This is a genomic window from Blastopirellula retiformator (assembly GCF_007859755.1).
GTDB classification, from domain to species: Bacteria; Planctomycetota; Planctomycetia; order Pirellulales; family Pirellulaceae; genus Blastopirellula; species Blastopirellula retiformator.
On record NZ_SJPF01000001.1, the window covers coordinates 407,490 to 425,864 of the forward strand.

The window sequence follows — 18,375 nt, forward strand, 5'->3', positions numbered from 1 at the left end:
ATGAATATTCAATCCTGGGGCTCCGCCGTAAAGCGACTCCTTGGTGAGCTGCAAGAAATTGACTTTGGAACCCCCTTGGGCGAAAACGTCCTGCATGATCCGCAGCCAGCGGACCAAGTGCAAACAGGGATCGATCAGCTTGGCCTGCAAGATGGCAAGAAGCTGATTGAATTCTATTCGTATTGCGACGGGCTCAGCTGGCCCGACGTGCATGTCGGCTATTTTCTGTCGCCGCTGGCCCGACTGACCGAGACGCAGGCCGGGGATCCGACGGCCATCGTCGGCGGATCGAACGCCGGCGACGTCCAGTTGCTGGGCAGCGACGGCGACGGTCGGATATTCGTCATGCGGAAGGAAGAGCAGGACGTGCTGGTGCTGCCGCCTGGTGAGATCGTCGACGGCAAATACGACGACTCCGCCGATCAAGCGGTGTGGGTCGCTATCGACCTGAAGACCTTCCTGGTGATGCTGCATGACGATCTGAAGGCGGTCGTGCTTGATACGCCTGACCACAGCTTCCTCGGCAGCTAACTCGCTTGCGCCTAATTCTCCAGCGGATCGCTCGCCGCCAGATGCGGTCGGGCGACCGTTGTTTTCGCTATTTTCGGGCCCGGCCTGCGCGGACAATTCGCCATAACTTGATGGGGCTGACCGCATTTTGAAGCATTAATGCTCGCGTCTACAGGGCGAAAGCTACGTTCTCTCAAGCGATTGGAAATCCGCGGGCGTCATTGATTCCGCTCGACGGAAGAAACACTCGGTAAGACCAAACGTTGTGAGCGAGTGAAATGATTGGGACCCTGCGACTAAACCTACCGGATCTGGATCAGGATGAGCGAGCCGAATTTGCGCGTCGTCAGCGCGAGCTGGATGGCCGCCTGAATCGCCTGTTCGCGGTGCTGCTGATCGTGCAATGCGTTATCGCCGTTGCGGCGGCCATTTGGCTGACGCCGCTAACGTGGAGCGGCGCCGAAAGCGGCGTGCATGCCCATGTCTGGGGCAGCGTGGCGCTCGGCGGACTGCTCGGAGTCTTTCCGGCCTATCTCGGTTGGTTTCACTCCCAAAATCCAATGACTCGGTATGTCGTCTCGGTCGCCCAGGTGGGGTTCTCGGGATTGTTGATTCATATCTCCGGCGGTCGGCTGGAAGTTCACTTCCACGTTTTCGCGTCGCTGGCGTTCTTGACGCTGTATCGCGATCCGTGGACGGTGCTGTTGGCGACGGTTGTTGTGGCGGTTGATCACCTGGCCCGGGCGATTTTTTGGCCGCAATCGATCTTCGGCGTTTCTGACCCGGCGGTGCTGCGGGCCTTGGAACATGCAATGTGGGTGGTCATCGAAGACGCGGTGCTGTTGGTCGGTATCGCCCAGGCTCGCCAAGAAGCGGCCAACGCGGTGAAGCAGCACATCACCGTCGAAAGCTCTCACGCGATGCTGCGCAGCGCTATCGACCAGTTAAGCTCGGTCCTCGACAAAGCGGCGCATGGCGATCTCAGCGCCAACGTTCCGGCGACCGAAGACCCGCTGGTGCGGCGGCTAAGCGACGACGTCCAACAAACGCTCGATTCGTGGAGATCGGTGATCCAACAGGTCTCCGGCACGGTCCGCGACGTGACCGCCAGTTCGTCGACGCTGCAAGAAAATTCGACCCTGTTGGCCGCAGGCATCCAAAATCAAGCCGAGGCGTTCTTGGCGATCGAACAGTCGCTGACCTCGCTCAGCCAATCGATTCAAGAAATTCGCCAGCACAGCGAACTGGTCGGCAATTCGGCCAGCAAGGCGTCGCAGGTCGCCCAGCAGGGAGAACAGGCGCTACACGAGTCGGAACGTTCGATGCAGGACATTCAAAATAGCTCAAGCAAGATGGCGGCCGCGATTAGCGTGATTCAAGAGCTGGCCGAACAAACCAATCTGCTGGCGCTCAATGCGACGATCGAAGCGGCCCGGGCCGGCGAAGCGGGCAAAGGTTTCGCCGTCGTCGCCGGAGAAGTGAAACAACTGGCCCAGCGCAGCAACGATAGCGCCGACGAAATCAACAAGCTGATCGTCGAGTCGCAACAACGCGTGCAAGATGGCGTCAACGCCGGCGAGAAGACGAGCGTCTACTTCCGCGAAATCTGCGAAGCGGTGCAGGCCTCGCAAGGGGAAACCAGCGAGGTGATCGCCGTCACGCAAAACCAAACGCAAGTCGCCCAACGATTGCAGGCGGAACTGCTGCGACTACGCGACATCAGCAACCAAAACCAATCGAGCGGCAATCAACTGTCGACCGAAGGGGACCAGCTAGAAGCCCTGGCCCAGGCGCTGAACGAATGCGTCGGGATCTTTAAGACGGGCGAGCGGTCGGAGTTGACGACGGCGGTCTAGCAGAGTGGTTTTCGTTGCCTGCGCGACTGGTGGGATTCCGGCGCTACGGCTGCACAGGCTTAGCCGGGGTGATGCGAAGCGACTTCAGTTCGGCCTGGACGTCGCCGCCAGAATCTTGAAGCCTGGCAAGTGGGATGCGAATGGCGTCCGCTCCATCGGCGGTCGCCAGATTGCTTTTCATCAGCGAGATATTTTTGATCGTGGCCAGTGACGCCAAAGATCGCTTGGTCGCCGGTCCGCCTGAGATCCTCACCGATTCGAGATGCGGATGATTCTCCAGCAGCGCGATGCCGGCGTCTCCGACGTTGGTTTCTCTCAGCGATAAGTGCTTTATTTGATCGATCTGCGCGATGTGGAGCATAGCCTGGTCGGTGATCTCGGCGCCTTCCAGTTGCAAGACTTCCAGATTCGAAAGTGACGCTAGTTTTTGCATCAACGCTTCGTCAACGCCGCTCTCCTCCAGGGACAAATTGGTAAGCGTCTTTATCTGGGCGAGCGCGTCGAGCGAGCGTGGCGGCACGTCGCAACGCGAAAGGGAAAGGTACTTCAGGTTGGGGATGGCTGCGATTTCTTCGATGGCGGTCGCCGACAGATCGACTCCGATTAGCGTCAAGATTTGCAGCACGGGCCACCGGCCAGAGAGGTTGCCGTCCTGTCCACCGAAACTGTCCAGATCCACCATTCCCAGCGAGAGACATTCGAGCCGCGGGTGACGCCCCCAATGCGTCAAGTTCGTTTCGTCGACATTCGGACTTGGTATGCGTTCGCCATCGATACGTCGCCCCAAGACGGGGAAGATGGTCAGCCGCGTCAGGTTCGGCATCTGCTGGAACCGGTCGAGCGAGCGTGGATCGAAATCACACTGCTGGAGTGAGACGTCGCATAATACGTCGATTTCGGCAATTGCCTCTAGCGAGCGATCCGAGAGCTCGAAGCTCATCAGGTTCAACTCCTCCAGGCGTGGCCACGATTGCAGACTGACGTGGAACTCTTCCAAAGGAAGTCGAATGTCAGACGCTGGATCGTCACGGTTCAAACTCTCCTTGTCGAGGATGGCAAACGCCTTGTCGGTCGGGCTTTGATAGTCGGAGAATTCGAGTTCCTTCAAGTTCGCCAAGGTGTTGATTTGGCGGAGCTCGCTCGGCGTCAGCTTTCCTCCCCCAATGTGGAGTTGCTCGACGGAGCGCAGCCGTGAAAACGTGGCCTGGTTTTCCGAGCCTTGATAGTGGAACAGCTTGAGAACCTTCAAGTCGAGCAAGTTGTCGAGCGCTTGCCATTCTTGGTCATCGAGTTGAATTGACTGACCGTATACGGGAGCTTGAAGCGACAATCCCGATTGGGGCAGATAGAGCCGACCGCGAACGAGTTCGCTCCACTTGGGCGGCGAGTGATTCCAACGACCATTGACGCTGTTCCAGGTCGTATCAAATCTGGTTCGCAAATGCTCGGCCGCCGCCTGATCTCGATCATGCCGCAGCTTCTCGCTGCCGATCCACGCAAACAGCGCCGCCAGGATCGGCGTTACGATCAACAGCGTGCGCAGCGAGAACCGTAGCCGCCGGCGGGGCGGTGGGGCAGTTGTGCTTGTAGACGGTTCTTCGGTTTTCATGTTTGGGTTCGGTCGTCAATTGGCGATGCTACGGTTGCGGCTGCACCGGAACTGCCGGGGTGACGCCCAGGTGCGTCAGCCACGCGCCGGGGTCTTTGCCTGTGGACTCGCGCCATAAGAGGGGCTGTAGCAGGTTTTCATTCACGCCGGTCTCTTTGAACTCACATTCGCTGAACTTCAATGACGGAATCCGGAGGATCGACGCCAGCGAGCGGTTAGTCACCGGGCTGCTCGTGACGCTCAAACGCTTTAGCGTCGGGTGGTTCTCGAGCCGGGCGATTCCCCGGTCGGTGACTTGGGTGTCGCGGAGCGTCAGGCTGGTTAAGCCTCGGATCTCCACGATGCGCAACATCGCCTGATCGTCGATTTGCTCGCCGCTAAAAACGATCGGGGAATTCGCATCGAACGCCATTAGACTCGTGACGTATTCCTCGGCCGTCGATTTCTTGCCCCGTAGTTTTTGCAGCAGCACGCCGGCTAGCGGAATATCTTCGACAGCGTTGATTTCGCAGGTCGTTCCCCCCAGCGAAAGCGTCGTCAGCTGGGGCATCGCCACGATTTCACGGATCGCTCTCGGGGACAGTGTGCTGTGACTGATGGAGAGCGTGCTCAAGCTGGGCCAACGCTTGGCGAGTTTCTGTCCGCGGCCCCCAAATCCGTCGAGCTGCTCGAAACTGGAGACATGGAGAATTTCTAGTCGCTTCATCCGTCCCCAAGCGGCGAGCGTCTGCTGGTCGGCGTTGCCTCCCAGCACCAACTGGTCATCGATCCGGCGATTGTTGGGCCAGAGGTGGAGTTCCGTCAAATTGGGAAGGTCCGCCAGTTGGTCGAGCGAACGGGGATCAAATTCGCTGTTGGCGAGCCAGAGCGATTGCAGGTTCTCCATTTGGGAGATCGCCGCCAACGATTGGTCCGATAGCAGCACGCTGGTAAGCCGGAGCGTCTCCATTTGCGGCCACGAACCAGGCGCGATCGCCAGCGCCAACGGGGCAAATAGTCGGGCATCTTCACGAGGATCGAGACCTTGGCGGTACTCTCTTCGCTCGTTGTCGGAGATCTCGAAACGGGTTAGTCGCTTCAGTTCGGTAATCTGACGAAAATCGTCAGGCGTCAATTCGCAATCGTCCAGTTCGAGTCGGTCCAGCATCGCAAGTCGCGAGAAGGTTTCCCCTGGAAAGCGGTTCTGCATGTTCTTCAAGCCGAGCCTTTCCAGGGCGGTCAGGTTGCCAAGGGCCTTCCAGTCGGCCTCGTCCAGCTGGCCCGGCTGCTCAAAGCTTGTTCCTTTGACCAGCAGACGCGTCTTGGGTAGATACAGCCGACCACGAACGAGATCCGTATTGCTGGTCGGGAAAACGTTCAAGCGTCCATTCTCCCGGCTCCAAGTCGTGGCAAAATGGGCGCGAAGATGCTCCGCCGCCGCTTGATCCTGATCGAACCGCAGCGTCTCGCGACCGATCCACGCAAACAACGCCGCTAAGATCGGCGTGACAATCAACAGCGTGCGCAGCGAGAACCGCAGCCGCCGGCGGGGCTGTGGTGCGGTTGGTGAAGCGGGCGGATCGGTGGTTTCCATGGCTTGCATCTTCCCCGATGGGTGGGACAAACGCAAAAGAAATCGCTGGCAAATAACTCTCGCAGAATCCTGCCAAAAAAGTCTTTGCAAACGTGTTGGCCCGGGTGATACCATGAGACATCAACCGCCCCGCTGAGACTTCCCGCCTTGCTTTCCTTCTAACGGTGATGGCACGATCGATGGTTCGAGCTCTTGCGCTGGCGCTGCCGCTGCAAGCGGCGTGCAGAGTCGCATCGAAAATGGTGGGATCGCCGCCACCTTGGCACGCCAAGTAGTTGAGCGTCGGCGTGTCGCCGCTGGAGAGAGGATCGGACGGGCACTGGTACTTCTTCGGCGGCTGCGCTTGCCATTGTTTGTTGGGCGAAGAGCAACTGTCGGTGAAGGGGGGAAAGATTCGAGTGAAGTCGAACTTGTCGTAAAGCGGGCCTTCTTCCATGGACGGCAAAATCATCACCGTCCATGGCGCCCAGACTTGATTGCATTCCGACGTCGATCCGCTCATCGGCTGACCGCCGGCGGTGCAGGTGACATGTCCGCTGAAGGCGCCGGCCGGAAATCGCAAATGGGGGTCGTGGTAGTTGTGCAGCGCTAGACCGATCTGCTTTAGATTGTTGGTGCAAGACATCCGCCGTGCCGCCTCGCGGGCTTGCTGCACCGCTGGCAACAGTAGCGCGATCAAGACGCCGATGATGGCGATGACGACGAGTAGCTCGACCAGCGTGAAACCGGCGCGCAGGCGACGTGCCGCTGGCTCAACAAACAGGGATGAGTGCATGGCATTCGAACTCCAAAAGAGAGGAATGCCTGAGGCGATGGTAGGAGAAAAGTATTTGGCGAGTGCGCCTCAGGGCTAATCGTAGGAAACTTGGAGAAGCATGATGTGGGCTTTCCAAGTAAAGCCGATTCGCCCAGGCCGGGCAATTGAAATCGCTCGGAAAAACTCGAGTGAAACGCACATCAAATGGAAAGAAGTTATGCGCAGTAGATGAACAACGAGTGTCGAATATCCAACGTCTAGTCGACGTAACGTTCGTTTAACTACGGCATGATCTGCTGCGTGATGCAGTGATAGGCGCCGAGTCCCCAGACCAGGTCGAGCGCCGGAAGGGGTGCGATCTGACGATCGGGGAAGCAGCGTCGCATCACTTCGACCGCAGTTTCATCAGCCGGGTCTTCAAACTGCGGCACGATCACGACGCCATTGGCGATGTAGAAGTTGCAGTAGCAGGCCGGGATCCGCTGCTCGCCGACAAACTTCGGCTGCGGCATCGGCAGTTTGATGACTTCAAACGGCTGGCCATGCTGATCGGTCATCTCTTCTAGGCGAGCAAAGTTCTCGGCGAGCGGCTCATGGTTTTCGTCGGCGGGGTTTTCTTCAAAGGCGGCGACGATCCGATTGGGCGCGACGAACCGGGCCAGTTCGTCGATGTGCCCGTCGGTGTCGTCCCCGACAATGCCGCGACCGAGCCACAGCCCTTTATCAGCGCACAGATAGTCGCGCAGGTAACGCTCCATGTCGGCGCGATCAAGCTGCGGATTGCGGTTTGGATTCAACAGGCACTCTTCCGTCGTCAGGATGACGCCGGCGCCGTTTCCTTCGACGGCGCCTCCTTCAAGGATGATGCCGGGCTCAAAGTAGGGAACGTCCAAGTTGGCGAGCAGCCGCTGGGCCGACGCGTCATCGGCGTCCCATGGCGGATACTTACCGCCCCACGCGTTATACCGCCAATCGAGCGCCGCGCGAGGTTGGCCGCTGGGCGCCGACAGGAAGATCGGCCCATGGTCGCGGGCCCACGCGTCGTTGGTTGCGATGTCATGCAGGGTGACGTTCGGTAGGTCGCCGACCAATCGCTGCGCTTCGGCCAGCGCTTCGCCGGCGGCTTGAATGTGGACTGGCTCATACTTGGACAAGGTTTGCACCAGCCGCTGATAGACGAGCGGAATCGGCGCGAACTTGTCGGGCCAGCTGTCGCGGTTGTGGGGCCACGACAACAGCGTCCCGGCATGCGGTTCCCATTCGGCGGGCCAACGATAGCCACGCTGGCGCGGCGTTCCTGTAAGCTTCGCCATTAGAGCGCGCCCTCGTCGAGGTACCGCTTCGTCAGGCCGCTATAGGCGTCGATCCGGCGATCACGCAGGAAGGGCCAATGGGTGCGGGCGAAGTCGATCTGGGCCAGGTTGCACTCGACGACCAAGATCTCTTCCTGATCATGCGAGCCGACCTTCAGTAGGTTGCCGTTGGGATCGCTGACGAACGAGTGTCCCCAAAATTCGATTGTTCCTTCCAGGCCGACCCGATTCGGGGCGCAGACGAAGACGCCATTGGCGATCGCATGGCTCCGCATCATCGTTTCCCAGGCCGAAACCTGGGCGTCGCCGTACTCGTCTTTCTCATCGACCAGCCAACCAATGGCGGTCGGGTAGAAGAGCATCTGGGCGCCGGTCAGCGCGGTCAGGCGAGCCGCTTCGGGGAACCACTGATCCCAACAGACGCAAACGCCGACCCGGCCGAACTTGGTTTGGAACGAGCGAAAGCCGAGATCGCCCGGCGTGAAGTAGAACTTCTCGTAGTAGTGGGGATCGTCGGGGATGTGCATCTTGCGATAGATGCCCAACTGCGTGCCGTCGGCGTCGAAGATGACGGCGGTGTTGTGGTAGAGACCTTCGGCCCGCTTCTCAAACAGCGAGGCGATGACGACCACGCCATGCTTGGCGGCGGCGGCCTGAACCGCTTCGCTGGCGGGGCCGGGGATCGGTTCGGCTTCCTGAAACTTCAGGTGGTCTTCTTCCTGGCAAGGATATTGCCCGGCGAACAACTCTTGCAGGCAGACGATGTTGGCGCCCAGCTTGGCCGCTTCTGCGATCTTGGCGACCGCCTTGTCGACGTTCTCTTGCTTGACGGTCGAACAGGTCATCTGCACGATGGCGACGTTCACTTTTTCAGGGGCTTTGGCAGGCATGGTCATCAGTTCGGGGCCTTGCGATTGGTAGCCAGCGGTTATGATTGGTCTGGAGAGCGGGAGCCTTGCTCTTCGCGCATCCCGCTTAATCGTACAACAGCGGGGAAAGCGGGAAAACTACCGCGGCCTGCGGTAAGAGACGATCAGGCCGGCTTGGCCGGAAAATGGCGAAAAAATGGAGCTGGGAGAGGCCCTGACGCGCTGGACGATTCGCGCCGCACTGGTGCTGCTGGTTGTCTGCTGCGCCGGTCGACAGCTGGCGGGTGAGAATCGCCGGTGGCGCGCAATCGACCGATGTCTCTGGCCGCTCGGCTGCGGCTTGTTTCTGGCGCACATCGCCGCCGCGATCTATTTCTTTCATCATGGCAGCCAGGCCGAGGCATACGCCGACATCGCTCAGCAGACGAAAGCGGTGTTGGGCGCCGCGGTTGGCGAAGGGCTGTACGTGAACTATCTGATGGCGATCATCTGGACCGTTGATGCGCTGTGGCTGATCGTGGCGCCGGTCGCCTATCGGCGCAGACCTGCTTGGATCGAAGCGGCGGTGCTCGGCTTCTTTCTGTTTATCGCGTTCAACGGAACGGTCATCTTCAAATCGGGCTGGCTACGCGCTAGTGGGATTGTTGGTGCGCTTGTCGTGGGGGCTGCGTATCTGTGGAATGCGACGCGACGTTCGAGCGATATTAGGTAGTCGAACTCGTTCGTTCGCGAGGAACGCCGAGTTCTATGTCGATCAAGACATTCTGCTCTGGTCACGAGGCGAAACTGGCGCTTTTGAGGTAGGAACCCCCGGACCTGTACCCTAGCTGCCTGTTGAAAAACGCCCTCGTGGCATTTTCCAACCTCGCCAGGCTCAGAGCATAGCTCTTCGCGGCTCGCAAAATAACGACTTACGTCGCTATTTTGGGATCGCATCCCTGCGATCCAGCAGCCCGTTGAGAAAATCAACGGACTGCTAGGTATGCAATCTAGCGAGTCGTTTGCGCACACAAACAGCAAGCGTCTCACCGCACACGCCCTTTATACTAATAGACCTGCTGACGAACCGTTCCGTTTCGCGATCCTCCCGCCCCGTTGTCGCGACTCCGATTCATCATCCCGGTTCGACTTGCGTCCCATCATGCGATCATAAGCGTTGCTATTATCTTTCGCATTCGTTCTGAAGGGACATGAAGCTATGACGAGAAATGCACGCCTTCGCTCGGCGTTTACCTTGGTCGAGCTACTGGTCGTCATCGCCATTATCGGCGTCTTGATCGCGTTGCTATTGCCGGCGGTGCAGCAAGCCCGCGAAGCGGCTCGGCGGATGAGCTGCAGCAACAATCTGAAGCAACTGGGTCTGGCGGTTCACAACTATCATGACACGTACGGCAAGCTGGTCGCCGGCGCCATTCCGCAATCGGCTAGCCTGCCGCGGGGTCGCGGCGTGTCGTGGATTGTGAGGCTGATGCCGTTCCTGGAACAGTCCAACGCTTTCGACGGCTTTGTGATGGCCGGCGACTCGACCATGCAGGACGGGGGCAGTCCGAACGCGGCGTTCATCAACGGTCTGGTCGTGCCGGGGCTGAATTGTCCCTCGTCTCCTTTGCCGACGGTCCGCGATTGGAACAGTCCGCGCGAAGGGCAGATCGCCATTCAAATGGTCAACTACGTCGGCATCTCCGGTTCGTACTACACCGGTGGTACGAACGGCCAGTCGGGAGACGAGTCGACGTTCGCCCGGATGGACGACTACACCGGCGGCAACGTGTTCAACGGCACGATCACGCACGTCTACGTGCCCGGCGGATCGGATCAGGAAGTCCCCGGCGGCATGCCGTACCTGTCGCAGACCGCTTTCAAGGACCTGCTGGACGGCACGTCGAACACGATGATGATCAGCGAGCAGGGAGACTATCAATACGCGGCCGACGGCAGCAAGAATGATCGTCGTTCGTGCGGCTATCATGGGGGCGCCTGGTCCAATGGCGCCGGATCGGGCTGGTGGACGCAGAACCTGACCGTCTTGCGACATCCGATCGGAACCTCCGGCGGCGACGGCAACGGCGCGACCTACCAGGTGAACATTCCGCTCAGTTCGACGCATCCGGGGGGAGTGCTCGGAACGTTCGCCGACGGTTCGGTTCACTTTGTGTCGGAGACGGCCGACTTTGCAATTCTGACGGCGATCTGTGATCGTCAAGATGGCGCCGTGGTCGAAGCTCCGTAATCGGCGGCGCGTTCTTCTTGCGAAGCATTTCATCCGCCGGCGAGCGTGCGGCGACGCCTCGCCGGCTGTGCGGATTCCTCCCCAGCGCCGCAATCGGAGATTTTTATGACGACGCAAATGCGACACGTCGCTTTCCATCTGCTGCGCACTTGGCCGGCGATTGCGCTGGTCTGTCTGCTGAGCGGATGCGGAAGCGATCCCTACGGCGTGAGTCAGGTAACCGGCCTGGTCACGATGGACGGCGCTCCCTTGCCGAGCGCGACGGTCAGCTTTCACCCGGTCAGCGGTCGCCCAGCCAAAGGGGTGACCGATCAAGAGGGCCGTTACGAACTGATTTACATTCGCGACGTTCGGGGCGCCGAGCCAGGTTCTTACACAGTGCGGATCACGACATTTCGCGAAGTGGCGCCAGACCCGATCCCCGGCCGAGTGCCGCCGGAGTCGATTCCCGTCCGCTACAACCGCCGCTCGATGCTGGCGGCGGAAGTCGAGGAAGGGGACAACGAGATCAACTTCGACTTGACGTCGGCCAAGCGGTAACGGCGACGCCCGTTACCGCGCTTGATGTGGATCACGTAGCGGCCGGGCTTCGCTATCTTTGCGGCGGGGTCGTTTGCCGGGGCCAATCGGGGCGCTGACGAACGTCCACAGGATGAAGCCCAGCAACAGCCCGACGCCGGTCATGGTGATAAACGGCCAGGGGGCGGCCCAGTCCTCAAAGCCGTGATGCAGGTCGGCGCCAAAGATCGTCGCCAGGGTGACGATCGGAAAGAAGAAGGCGGCCAGCACGTTGAGCCGATGCGCCGACACCGACATCCGATGCGCGGCGTCGGCCTGGCGTTCGGTCTGCTGGGCGATGGCGAAGTCGAGTTCGTTCTTCGCTTCGGTGTAGAGCAGCTCCGCTTTCCGCTCAAGCTCGTACGCGCGGTCGCGGGCGTTGATCAACGCCTTGTCGTCGCCACTTTTCTCGCGGGCCTGCTGCAGCACGGCGTGCATGTTGCGAGTCGCCCGGAACAGGGGACTAAGATCGGAGATTACCTGGAAGTAGGCGGCGCTCCCTTCGGCCGCCTCTTCTTCTTTCTCTAGCCGGTCGATTGCGGCGGAGTATTGGGCCAGGTGCCGGGGCAGGGTTCCTTCGCCGGTTCCCAAGTCGCTCGAGTTCCACTCGCGTTTCGCATCGCGCCAAAAGAATCGCCCGATCCGATTTTTTTCGCCCGGCTTGGGAGGTTGGTGCAAAACGAGCAGGAGATGATCGTCGGCCTGCATGACCCGCTGCTTGCCGACTTGATCCCCCAAACGGCGTCGAAATGCGTCGGGGACTTCCCAAATTGCGGGTAAAAGCGACTTTGCGTTCATGGATGGACTCGCAGGATGGACAAAATTCGCCGCTCACTTGAGATTCGCGACAAGGGGCTCTCTATTGCTCAAAAATAAGGTCTAATTCGAAAGGCGGCTGCGAATAGACAGTAAACTTTGCAGCTGTTATCCTCGAATTGTCGGCTTATTAACATCCGCTGACGAGCAATTTTGCCAGATTTACCACCTTATCCCCCCCGGGATTCAACCAGCAGATATTGGAGATAGCGAATGATGCGTTTGACTTCCCTGAGCCTCTTTTCCTTGAGCCTTGTGTGCGTCGCCCTGGCGGCCGTTTCGGCCAATGCCGCGGAAGACGACAAGGGCTGGACCGCGCTGACCGACGGCAAGAGCTTTGACGGTTGGAAGATCAACGAGAGCGAAAAGTCGTGGAGCATCAAAGACGGCGCATTCGTCGCCAAGGGGGGCCGCAGCCATTTGTTCTACGTCGGTGACGAAAAGCCGTTCGAGAACTTCATTTTGAATCTCAAAGTGATGACCAAGAACAACAGCAATGGCGGCGTTTACTTCCACACGAAGTATCAAAAGGAAGGCTGGCCGAAGAATGGCTTCGAATGCCAGGTGAACAACAGCTACAACTCCGACCCGCGCAAGACCGCCAGCGTCTACGCCGTGAAGGACGTGATGGAAGCTCCGGCCGGCGACGATGAGTTCTTCGATTACACCATCGAAGTCAAAGACAAGACCGCCAAGCTGTACATCAACGGCAAGCTGGTCAACGAGTACACCGAACCGGAAGGGACCGAAGCCGGCAAGGATTTCACCCGCGTCTTTGACAAAGGGACCTTCGCGCTGCAGGCTCATGATCCCGGCAGCACGGTCTACTACAAAGACATCCGCGTGAAGCGCCTGCCGTAGGCCGGGCCCGCTAACGCGAAAATGAGAACCCCAAAAAGCCGTTGGCAGCGATGCCGGCGGCTTTTTTTTGTCAATTATCGGTTGTTTCTTTGCGAGCGATTGCGATCTACAATAAGGGAAATAAATTTTCCTACCCCAAACCCCGCCTTTTTGGAGCTTATCGCGTGATTCGACACTGCGCTTTGCTGGCCATCATGCTGGCCACCTGTCTTACCGCTCGACTCTCAGCAGCCGAGCCGAGCCACGACGTTGTGATCTACGGCGGCACTTCGGCGGCGATTGCGGCGGCGGTGCAGGCGAAACGGATGGGCAAGTCGGTGATCGTCGTCTCGCCCGATAAGCACTTGGGCGGCCTGACCAGCGGTGGTCTTGGTTGGACCGACAGCGGGAACAAAGCGGCGATCGGCGGGATCTCGCGTGAGTTCTACCAACGCGTCAAAAAGCATTACGATCAGCCGTCGGCCTGGCGACAACAAAAGCCAGAGCAGTACAGCCGATACCGAAAAGACGACGACTCGATGTGGGTCTTTGAACCGCACGTCGCTGAGCAGATCTTTGAAGACCTGGTCGAAGAGTACAAGATTCCGGTCGTTCGCGACGCCTGGCTCGATCGCGAGAATGGCGTCGAAATGAAAGATGGCAAGATCGTCTCGATCAAGACGCTCGACGGCAAGACCTACGCTGGCAAGATCTTCATGGATACGACCTACGAAGGGGACCTGATGGCGGCCACCGGCGTTTCGTACTTCGTCGGCCGTGAAGCGAACGAAGTCTACGACGAGACGATGGATGGCGTGCAGACGGCCCGCGCTCGCTCGCACCAGTTCGACTATCCGGTTGATCCCTACGTGGTGAAGGGAGATCCCAGCAGTGGGCTGCTGCCGAAGATCTCGGACAAGCCGCCGGGAGTCGATGGTCAGGGAGACAAGAAGTTGCAGGCCTACTGCTTCCGCACCTGTCTGACGACCGCCAAAGACAATCAGGTTCCGTTCCCGAAGCCGGAAGGCTACGACGCCAACGACTACGCGCTGCTGGGACGTTACTTGGCCGGCGGCTGGAAGGGCGTGTTCAACAAGTTTGACCCGGCGCCGAACCAGAAGACCGACGTCAACAATCATGGCGGGTTCTCGTTCGACAACATCGGCATGAACTACGACTATCCGGAAGCGTCGTACGAGCGTCGTCAGGAAATCATCAAGGAACATGAGAACTACCAGATCGGTTTGCTCTACTTCCTGGCCAACGACCCGAGCGTGCCGGCCGACATTCAGGCTCGGATGCAGAAGTGGGGCCTGTCGAAGGACGAGTTCGTCGACAACCACAACTGGCCGCATCAGCTCTACATTCGCGAAGCCCGCCGCATGGTCAGCGACTTTGTAATGTCGGAGCAGTACCTGCGGGCGCTGAAGCCGACGCCGGAATCGGTCGGTCTCGGTTCGTACAACATGGACTCGCACAACACGCAGCGATACGTCGACAAGAATGGCCACGTCCGCAACGAAGGGGACATCCAGGTCAGCCCCGGCGGCGCCTATCCGATCAGCTATCGTTCGATCGTGCCGAAGAAGCAAGAGTGCGCAAACCTGCTGGTGCCGGTTTGCGTCTCGTCGTCGCACATCGCCTACGGTTCGATCCGCATGGAGCCGGTCTTCATGATCCTGGGCCAATCGGCCGCCACCGCCGCCAGTTTGGCGATCGATGGCGACAAAGCGGTGCAGGACGTCACCTACGACCAGCTGCAGCCCCGTCTGTTGGCCGACGGCCAAGTGTTGGAAATGAAACGCAAGCCGAAGCCGTCGACCGTCGTGCTGCGAGCCGATAGCCTGCCGGGGATCGTGGTCGACGACGTCGACGCCGAAACGGTCGGTACGTGGGCTTCCAGCAGCGTGGTGCAGCCGTACGTCAACAGCGGCTACCTGGCCTATGACGCCAAGACCAAGGCGAAAGCTTCGATCACGTACAAGACGAAGCTGAAGCCGGGCAAGTACGACGTTCGCGTCTCTTATTCGCCCAACGCCAACCGCGCGACCAACGTCGCCATCACGGTCAGCTCGGGCGACAAGACGTACGAGGCCGAACTGAACCAACGCGAAAAGCCGACCCACAACAAGGCGTTCGCGTCGATCGGCCAATACGACCTGTCAGGCGAAACGACCCTAACCATCTCCGGCGAAGGCGCCAACGGCTACGTGATCGCCGACGCGGTCTCGTTCGTGCCGGTGAAGTAGTTAAAGGCCGCAGATAGAAATCGTGAAGCCGCACGAGAGCAATTTTCGTGCGGCTTTATTCGTATGCGGGGCTTATGATATGCTTGGGCCGTACTCGATGAAACGGCCAGCCAGCGGCGTTGGTTCAACTGCACTTGATTGGTATCGAAATGTCGGAAGCATCCAGCGCAGCGGCGACAGCGAGATTTCCGACGTTTTCGGCGAACTTGCTGCTGTTGAAGATGTTGCCGTGGATGTTTTCCGGGGTGACGCTGTTGCTACTGGTAATCGCCATTGGCGAATGGATGAACGAACGGCCAACTAGCGCACCCAGCGTCTGGCAAGCTGTACCGATCTCTGTTGGGATAACGGTGGTCGCTTGGTGGACCTATCGGAGATATGAACGTCATCTATTACGCCTCGGTCGTGAAGGCGTCGAAATAAGTCTCTGTTTTGCCGTCTTAAGATCTTGGAATCTAGGTATTTTTTCGTCGATTCTCTTCGGCAGGACCCGTTACGGTTTTATTCGCTGGGAGGAGTTGTCTAGCATAGAGGCGCGGAGCAGCATTCCTGAATATCCTTGCCGGGGCAGATTTAGCCCCGCTCTGATCCTGACAGGAAACGTCTGGCCTATTTTGAATAGAACGTCGTCGGTCGGAGATGCGCCGCTGGCTGACGCGTTAGCGATCCAATCCGCATGGATCACCTCTTCTCCCAGTCGTGTCGCCGCGCAAATCGAGCCCTACCTGAAAGATCCCCAACTACGCCAAACGCTTCCCAGCTTGCGGGAAACGGATTTGGCTGCGGAGTAGATTTGGCGGCCGAAACGAGACCTAAAATCGATTCGGACGATTCATGATCTCGTTCAGCACGATCACCTTGCGGATGTCGCTGGGGCTCCGGAACATGGCGGCCAGTTCGGCGGCGGTGTCGCTTGATTTGAGTTCGTGTCCTTCGTCGTCCATGCCACCCAGGTCGTAGTCGTACGCTTCCGGTTCGCGGGGGTCTTCTTGGACCGCTTGCAGATAGGCTTCGACGGCGTCGGTGTAGCCTTCGCCTTCGCTGGGAAGCTCTTCCTGCTCGGTTTTGATGTGATGACTGGGCAGCTCGTCATGGGCCGACAGCGAGGGGAGGGGAGCGACGACTTCGGCCTGGACCATTTCCCGGTCCGAGGCGTACTGCGGCGGAGCGTCCTGATAGGGACGTTGTTGGCCCGGTTTGTTGCCGCCGGCTTGCTGCAGGAACTGGGCGATTTCCGATTCGAGATCGTTGCCGGCTTGTTGCGGACGAGGACGCTGCGGCGCCCGCGGTTTTTGCGGCGCCGGCGTATGGTCCTGTTGCTTCGTCTTGCCGCCGAACAGTTTGAGGATCGCCGGGCCAATGACGAACAGCAGCACGATCACGATCCGAATGATCGTGTCGATGTCGGCGGCAAATAGAATCGGCAACTGCATGAGCTTCGTTTCTTACGCGGCGCGTTACTTCGAGGAATTCGAGCCGGAGAGGGCGATCGACTTACGCATGTCGGTGTCGGCTTGCACGTTGCGAAGCGAGTAGTAGTCCATGATGCCCAAGCGGCCCGACTGGAACGCTTCGGCCATCGCGGCCGGCACTTCCGCTTCCGCTTCGACCAACGCCGCTTTGGCGTTTTCGATCTCGGCCATGTTTTCTCGTTCGGCGGCGACCGCCATGGCCCGCTTCCCTTCTGCCCGGGCGCGAGCGACGCGGGTGTCGGCTTCGGCCTGATCGGCGCTAAGCCGGGCGCCGATGTTCTCGCCGACGTCGATATCGGCGATGTCGATCGAAACGATTTCAAACGCGGTGTTGTGGTCAAGTCGACGACCAAGCACCGTCTTGGAGATCATGTCGGGATTTTCGAGCACGGTCGAATGAGTCTCGGCCGAACCGATCGCGCTGACGATGCCTTCGCCGACGCGGCCGATGATCGTCTCTTCGGTGGCGCCGCCGATCAGCTTTTGCAGGTTGGCCCGCACCGTCACGCGAGCTTTCACCTTCAGCTGGATGCCGTCTTTGGCGACCGCGTCGAGCGAGGGGCGAGCGGCGCCGCGCGGGGGACAGTCGATCACTTTTGGATAGACGCTCGTTTGCACCGCTTCCAGCACGTCGCGGCCGGCCAGATCGATGGCGGTCGCTTCGCGGAAGGTGAGCTGAATGGTTTTGGCTTTGTTGGCGGCGATCAACGCCCGAATCACCAGCGGCACGTTGCCGCCGGCCAGGTAATGCGCTTCGAGCGACTTGCTGGTGATGCCGGTGCTTTCGCCCAGGCCGGCTTGCACCGCCATGATCTTGCTGCGGACGATCGTCTTCGGATTCACTTTGCGGAACGACATGCCGATCAGGTCGAGCAGGCCAACCCCGGCGCCGGTCCAGATCGATTGAATCCAGAGACGGAAGTAATAGGCGACGATGCCGAAAATGATCAGACCGATAACCGCGACGACCAGCATCCCAAAAATGATGAGGGGACCAAGGTTGTCGAATAGGGCGGCGACTAGCATAGCGGGTTACTTCTCACTTTCGGGGGTGTCGGACCGAATCTCCGACCTCATGTTTAAACCGGTTTTATACCTCAAGTCAAGCGAACGGATCCTCCAGCGGATCGATTCCGAGCGACTCGAGCGGCTGCGAATAGGGATCCGTGGCGCCAGGCTCGGCCGGGCGGGGAGCGGCATCGGGGTGATCTTCGGCCCGCACGACGACCAATTGGGTGCCGTCGACCTCGACCACTTCGATTTTTTCGCCCGATTCGATGGCCCCTGATTCGCTGATCACATTCCAGCTTTCCCCTTCAATTTCGGCAAATCCGCCCGGCAACAGCGGGCAAGAGGCGACCCCCACCTTGCCGACGAGTTTGGCCAGGTGGTCTTCCTCGGCCTGTTCCTCTTTCGACTGCGACGGCGTGTTCAGCAGCACCATCCGCCCGATCGGCGTGTGAGGCCAATACTTGACCGCCAGCATAAAGAGAATCGGCATCGCGAAGACCGAACCGCCCAAAAACAGGGTGCCGATCCCCGGGCCACAGTAGAAATAGGCGAAGCCGATCGAACTGATCATCGACACAAAGGCGAGCACGCCCAGGATGCCGGCCGACGGCAGCAGGAACTCAAGAAAAATCAGCCCCACGGCGATCGCCATCAGGATTAGCGCAAAATAAATGGGCGGCATGCTCGTTTCCTGCAATTTCTTAGGCGTAGC

At 59.4% G+C, this 18,375-nt stretch carries 17 protein-coding genes; 8 read left to right on the top strand and 9 right to left on the bottom strand.

Annotation, left to right across the window (positions count from 1 at the left end):
- Nucleotides 1-531 (top strand): hypothetical protein, encoded by a 531-nt coding sequence (locus Enr8_RS01710; protein WP_146428890.1) that lies wholly within the window; start codon nt 1-3, stop codon nt 529-531.
- Between the two features lie 257 nt (nt 532-788).
- Nucleotides 789-2,366: a methyl-accepting chemotaxis protein gene (locus tag Enr8_RS01715; protein ID WP_146428891.1), complete on the top strand. Its 1,578-nt coding sequence runs from the start codon at nt 789-791 to the stop codon at nt 2,364-2,366.
- 43 nt (nt 2,367-2,409) lie between these two features.
- Here Enr8_RS01715 and Enr8_RS01720 read toward each other — a convergent pair whose 3' ends face one another.
- The 5 genes from Enr8_RS01720 to Enr8_RS01740 all read right to left on the bottom strand — a co-directional run bounded on the left by Enr8_RS01720 (nt 2,410) and on the right by Enr8_RS01740 (nt 8,508).
- Nucleotides 2,410-3,975 carry a leucine-rich repeat domain-containing protein gene (locus Enr8_RS01720; RefSeq protein WP_146428892.1) on the bottom strand — a complete coding sequence of 522 codons (1,566 nt, stop codon included), beginning with the start codon at nt 3,973-3,975 and terminating at the stop codon, nt 2,410-2,412.
- Nucleotides 3,976-4,003: 28 nt separating this feature from the next.
- Entirely contained in the window at nt 4,004-5,335 is a 1,332-nt protein-coding gene (locus Enr8_RS01725; RefSeq protein WP_146428893.1) for a leucine-rich repeat domain-containing protein, read from the bottom strand.
- Nucleotides 5,244-6,323 (bottom strand): DUF1559 family PulG-like putative transporter, encoded by a 1,080-nt coding sequence (locus Enr8_RS25920; protein ID WP_146428894.1) that lies wholly within the window; start codon nt 6,321-6,323, stop codon nt 5,244-5,246. The genes Enr8_RS01725 and Enr8_RS25920 overlap by 92 nt, the downstream gene beginning before the upstream one ends.
- 263 nt (nt 6,324-6,586) lie before the next feature.
- On the bottom strand, nt 6,587-7,618 hold the full coding sequence (locus tag Enr8_RS01735) for an agmatine deiminase family protein (protein WP_146428895.1): 1,032 nt from the start codon (nt 7,616-7,618) through the stop codon (nt 6,587-6,589).
- A complete protein-coding gene (locus tag Enr8_RS01740) occupies nt 7,618-8,508 on the bottom strand; it encodes a carbon-nitrogen hydrolase (protein WP_246119912.1) in 891 nt (296 codons plus the stop codon). Before Enr8_RS01740 ends, Enr8_RS01735 begins: the two co-directional genes overlap by 1 nt.
- A gap of 175 nt (nt 8,509-8,683) precedes the next feature.
- Between Enr8_RS01740 and Enr8_RS01745 the strand changes: the two genes are divergently transcribed.
- The 3 genes from Enr8_RS01745 (at nt 8,684) to Enr8_RS01755 (ending at nt 11,257) form a co-directional block, all read left to right on the top strand.
- On the top strand, nt 8,684-9,199 hold the full coding sequence (locus Enr8_RS01745; protein WP_146428897.1) for a hypothetical protein: 516 nt from the start codon (nt 8,684-8,686) through the stop codon (nt 9,197-9,199).
- Between the two features lie 486 nt (nt 9,200-9,685).
- On the top strand, nt 9,686-10,717 hold the full coding sequence (locus tag Enr8_RS01750; protein ID WP_146429941.1) for a DUF1559 domain-containing protein: 1,032 nt from the start codon (nt 9,686-9,688) through the stop codon (nt 10,715-10,717).
- 105 nt (nt 10,718-10,822) lie between these two features.
- Nucleotides 10,823-11,257, top strand: a complete 435-nt coding sequence (locus tag Enr8_RS01755; RefSeq protein ID WP_146428898.1) for a carboxypeptidase-like regulatory domain-containing protein — start codon at nt 10,823-10,825, stop codon at nt 11,255-11,257.
- Between the two features lie 12 nt (nt 11,258-11,269).
- On the opposite strand, the gene Enr8_RS01760 is transcribed toward Enr8_RS01755, so the two are convergent.
- On the bottom strand, nt 11,270-12,073 hold the full coding sequence (locus Enr8_RS01760) for a magnesium transporter CorA family protein (RefSeq protein WP_146428899.1): 804 nt from the start codon (nt 12,071-12,073) through the stop codon (nt 11,270-11,272).
- Nucleotides 12,074-12,307: 234 nt separating this feature from the next.
- Between Enr8_RS01760 and Enr8_RS01765 the strand changes: the two genes are divergently transcribed.
- The 3 genes from Enr8_RS01765 (at nt 12,308) to Enr8_RS01775 (ending at nt 15,971) form a co-directional block, all read left to right on the top strand.
- Nucleotides 12,308-12,952, top strand: a complete 645-nt coding sequence (locus tag Enr8_RS01765; RefSeq protein ID WP_246119913.1) for a 3-keto-disaccharide hydrolase — start codon at nt 12,308-12,310, stop codon at nt 12,950-12,952.
- Between the two features lie 164 nt (nt 12,953-13,116).
- The gene (locus Enr8_RS01770; protein ID WP_315851736.1) at nt 13,117-15,180 is read left to right on the top strand and encodes an FAD-dependent oxidoreductase; all 2,064 of its coding nucleotides are present in this window, start codon (nt 13,117-13,119) and stop codon (nt 15,178-15,180) included.
- 149 nt (nt 15,181-15,329) lie between these two features.
- Nucleotides 15,330-15,971, top strand: a complete 642-nt coding sequence (locus tag Enr8_RS01775) for a hypothetical protein (protein WP_186767376.1) — start codon at nt 15,330-15,332, stop codon at nt 15,969-15,971.
- Nucleotides 15,972-15,992: 21 nt separating this feature from the next.
- Here Enr8_RS01775 and Enr8_RS01780 read toward each other — a convergent pair whose 3' ends face one another.
- The 3 genes from Enr8_RS01780 to Enr8_RS01790 form a co-directional block, all read right to left on the bottom strand.
- A complete protein-coding gene (locus Enr8_RS01780; protein WP_146428902.1) occupies nt 15,993-16,613 on the bottom strand; it encodes a hypothetical protein in 621 nt (206 codons plus the stop codon).
- A gap of 24 nt (nt 16,614-16,637) precedes the next feature.
- On the bottom strand, nt 16,638-17,678 hold the full coding sequence (floA, locus tag Enr8_RS01785; RefSeq protein ID WP_146428903.1) for a flotillin-like protein FloA: 1,041 nt from the start codon (nt 17,676-17,678) through the stop codon (nt 16,638-16,640).
- 76 nt (nt 17,679-17,754) lie between these two features.
- A complete protein-coding gene (locus Enr8_RS01790) occupies nt 17,755-18,345 on the bottom strand; it encodes an NfeD family protein (RefSeq protein ID WP_146428904.1) in 591 nt (196 codons plus the stop codon).
- Nucleotides 18,346-18,375: the final 30 nt, after the last annotated feature.

What these genes read in the sequence shown, in the direction of transcription:
- Enr8_RS01735 (WP_146428895.1), bottom strand. Translation starts at nt 7,618, where the DNA reads ATGGCGAAGCTTACAGGAACGCCGCGCCAGCGTGGCTATCGTTGGCCC.
- Enr8_RS01755 (WP_146428898.1), top strand. Translation starts at nt 10,823, where the DNA reads ATGACGACGCAAATGCGACACGTCGCTTTCCATCTGCTGCGCACTTGG.
- Enr8_RS01740 (WP_246119912.1), bottom strand. Translation starts at nt 8,508, where the DNA reads ATGCCTGCCAAAGCCCCTGAAAAAGTGAACGTCGCCATCGTGCAGATG.
- floA (WP_146428903.1), bottom strand. Translation starts at nt 17,678, where the DNA reads ATGCTAGTCGCCGCCCTATTCGACAACCTTGGTCCCCTCATCATTTTT.
- Enr8_RS25920 (WP_146428894.1), bottom strand. Translation starts at nt 6,323, where the DNA reads ATGCACTCATCCCTGTTTGTTGAGCCAGCGGCACGTCGCCTGCGCGCC.
- Enr8_RS01750 (WP_146429941.1), top strand. Translation starts at nt 9,686, where the DNA reads ATGACGAGAAATGCACGCCTTCGCTCGGCGTTTACCTTGGTCGAGCTA.
- Enr8_RS01765 (WP_246119913.1), top strand. Translation starts at nt 12,308, where the DNA reads ATGCGTTTGACTTCCCTGAGCCTCTTTTCCTTGAGCCTTGTGTGCGTC.
- Enr8_RS01720 (WP_146428892.1), bottom strand. Translation starts at nt 3,975, where the DNA reads ATGAAAACCGAAGAACCGTCTACAAGCACAACTGCCCCACCGCCCCGC.
- Enr8_RS01790 (WP_146428904.1), bottom strand. Translation starts at nt 18,345, where the DNA reads ATGCCGCCCATTTATTTTGCGCTAATCCTGATGGCGATCGCCGTGGGG.
- Enr8_RS01715 (WP_146428891.1), top strand. Translation starts at nt 789, where the DNA reads ATGATTGGGACCCTGCGACTAAACCTACCGGATCTGGATCAGGATGAG.
- Enr8_RS01745 (WP_146428897.1), top strand. Translation starts at nt 8,684, where the DNA reads ATGGAGCTGGGAGAGGCCCTGACGCGCTGGACGATTCGCGCCGCACTG.
- Enr8_RS01760 (WP_146428899.1), bottom strand. Translation starts at nt 12,073, where the DNA reads ATGAACGCAAAGTCGCTTTTACCCGCAATTTGGGAAGTCCCCGACGCA.
- Enr8_RS01775 (WP_186767376.1), top strand. Translation starts at nt 15,330, where the DNA reads ATGTCGGAAGCATCCAGCGCAGCGGCGACAGCGAGATTTCCGACGTTT.
- Enr8_RS01710 (WP_146428890.1), top strand. Translation starts at nt 1, where the DNA reads ATGAATATTCAATCCTGGGGCTCCGCCGTAAAGCGACTCCTTGGTGAG.
- Enr8_RS01780 (WP_146428902.1), bottom strand. Translation starts at nt 16,613, where the DNA reads ATGCAGTTGCCGATTCTATTTGCCGCCGACATCGACACGATCATTCGG.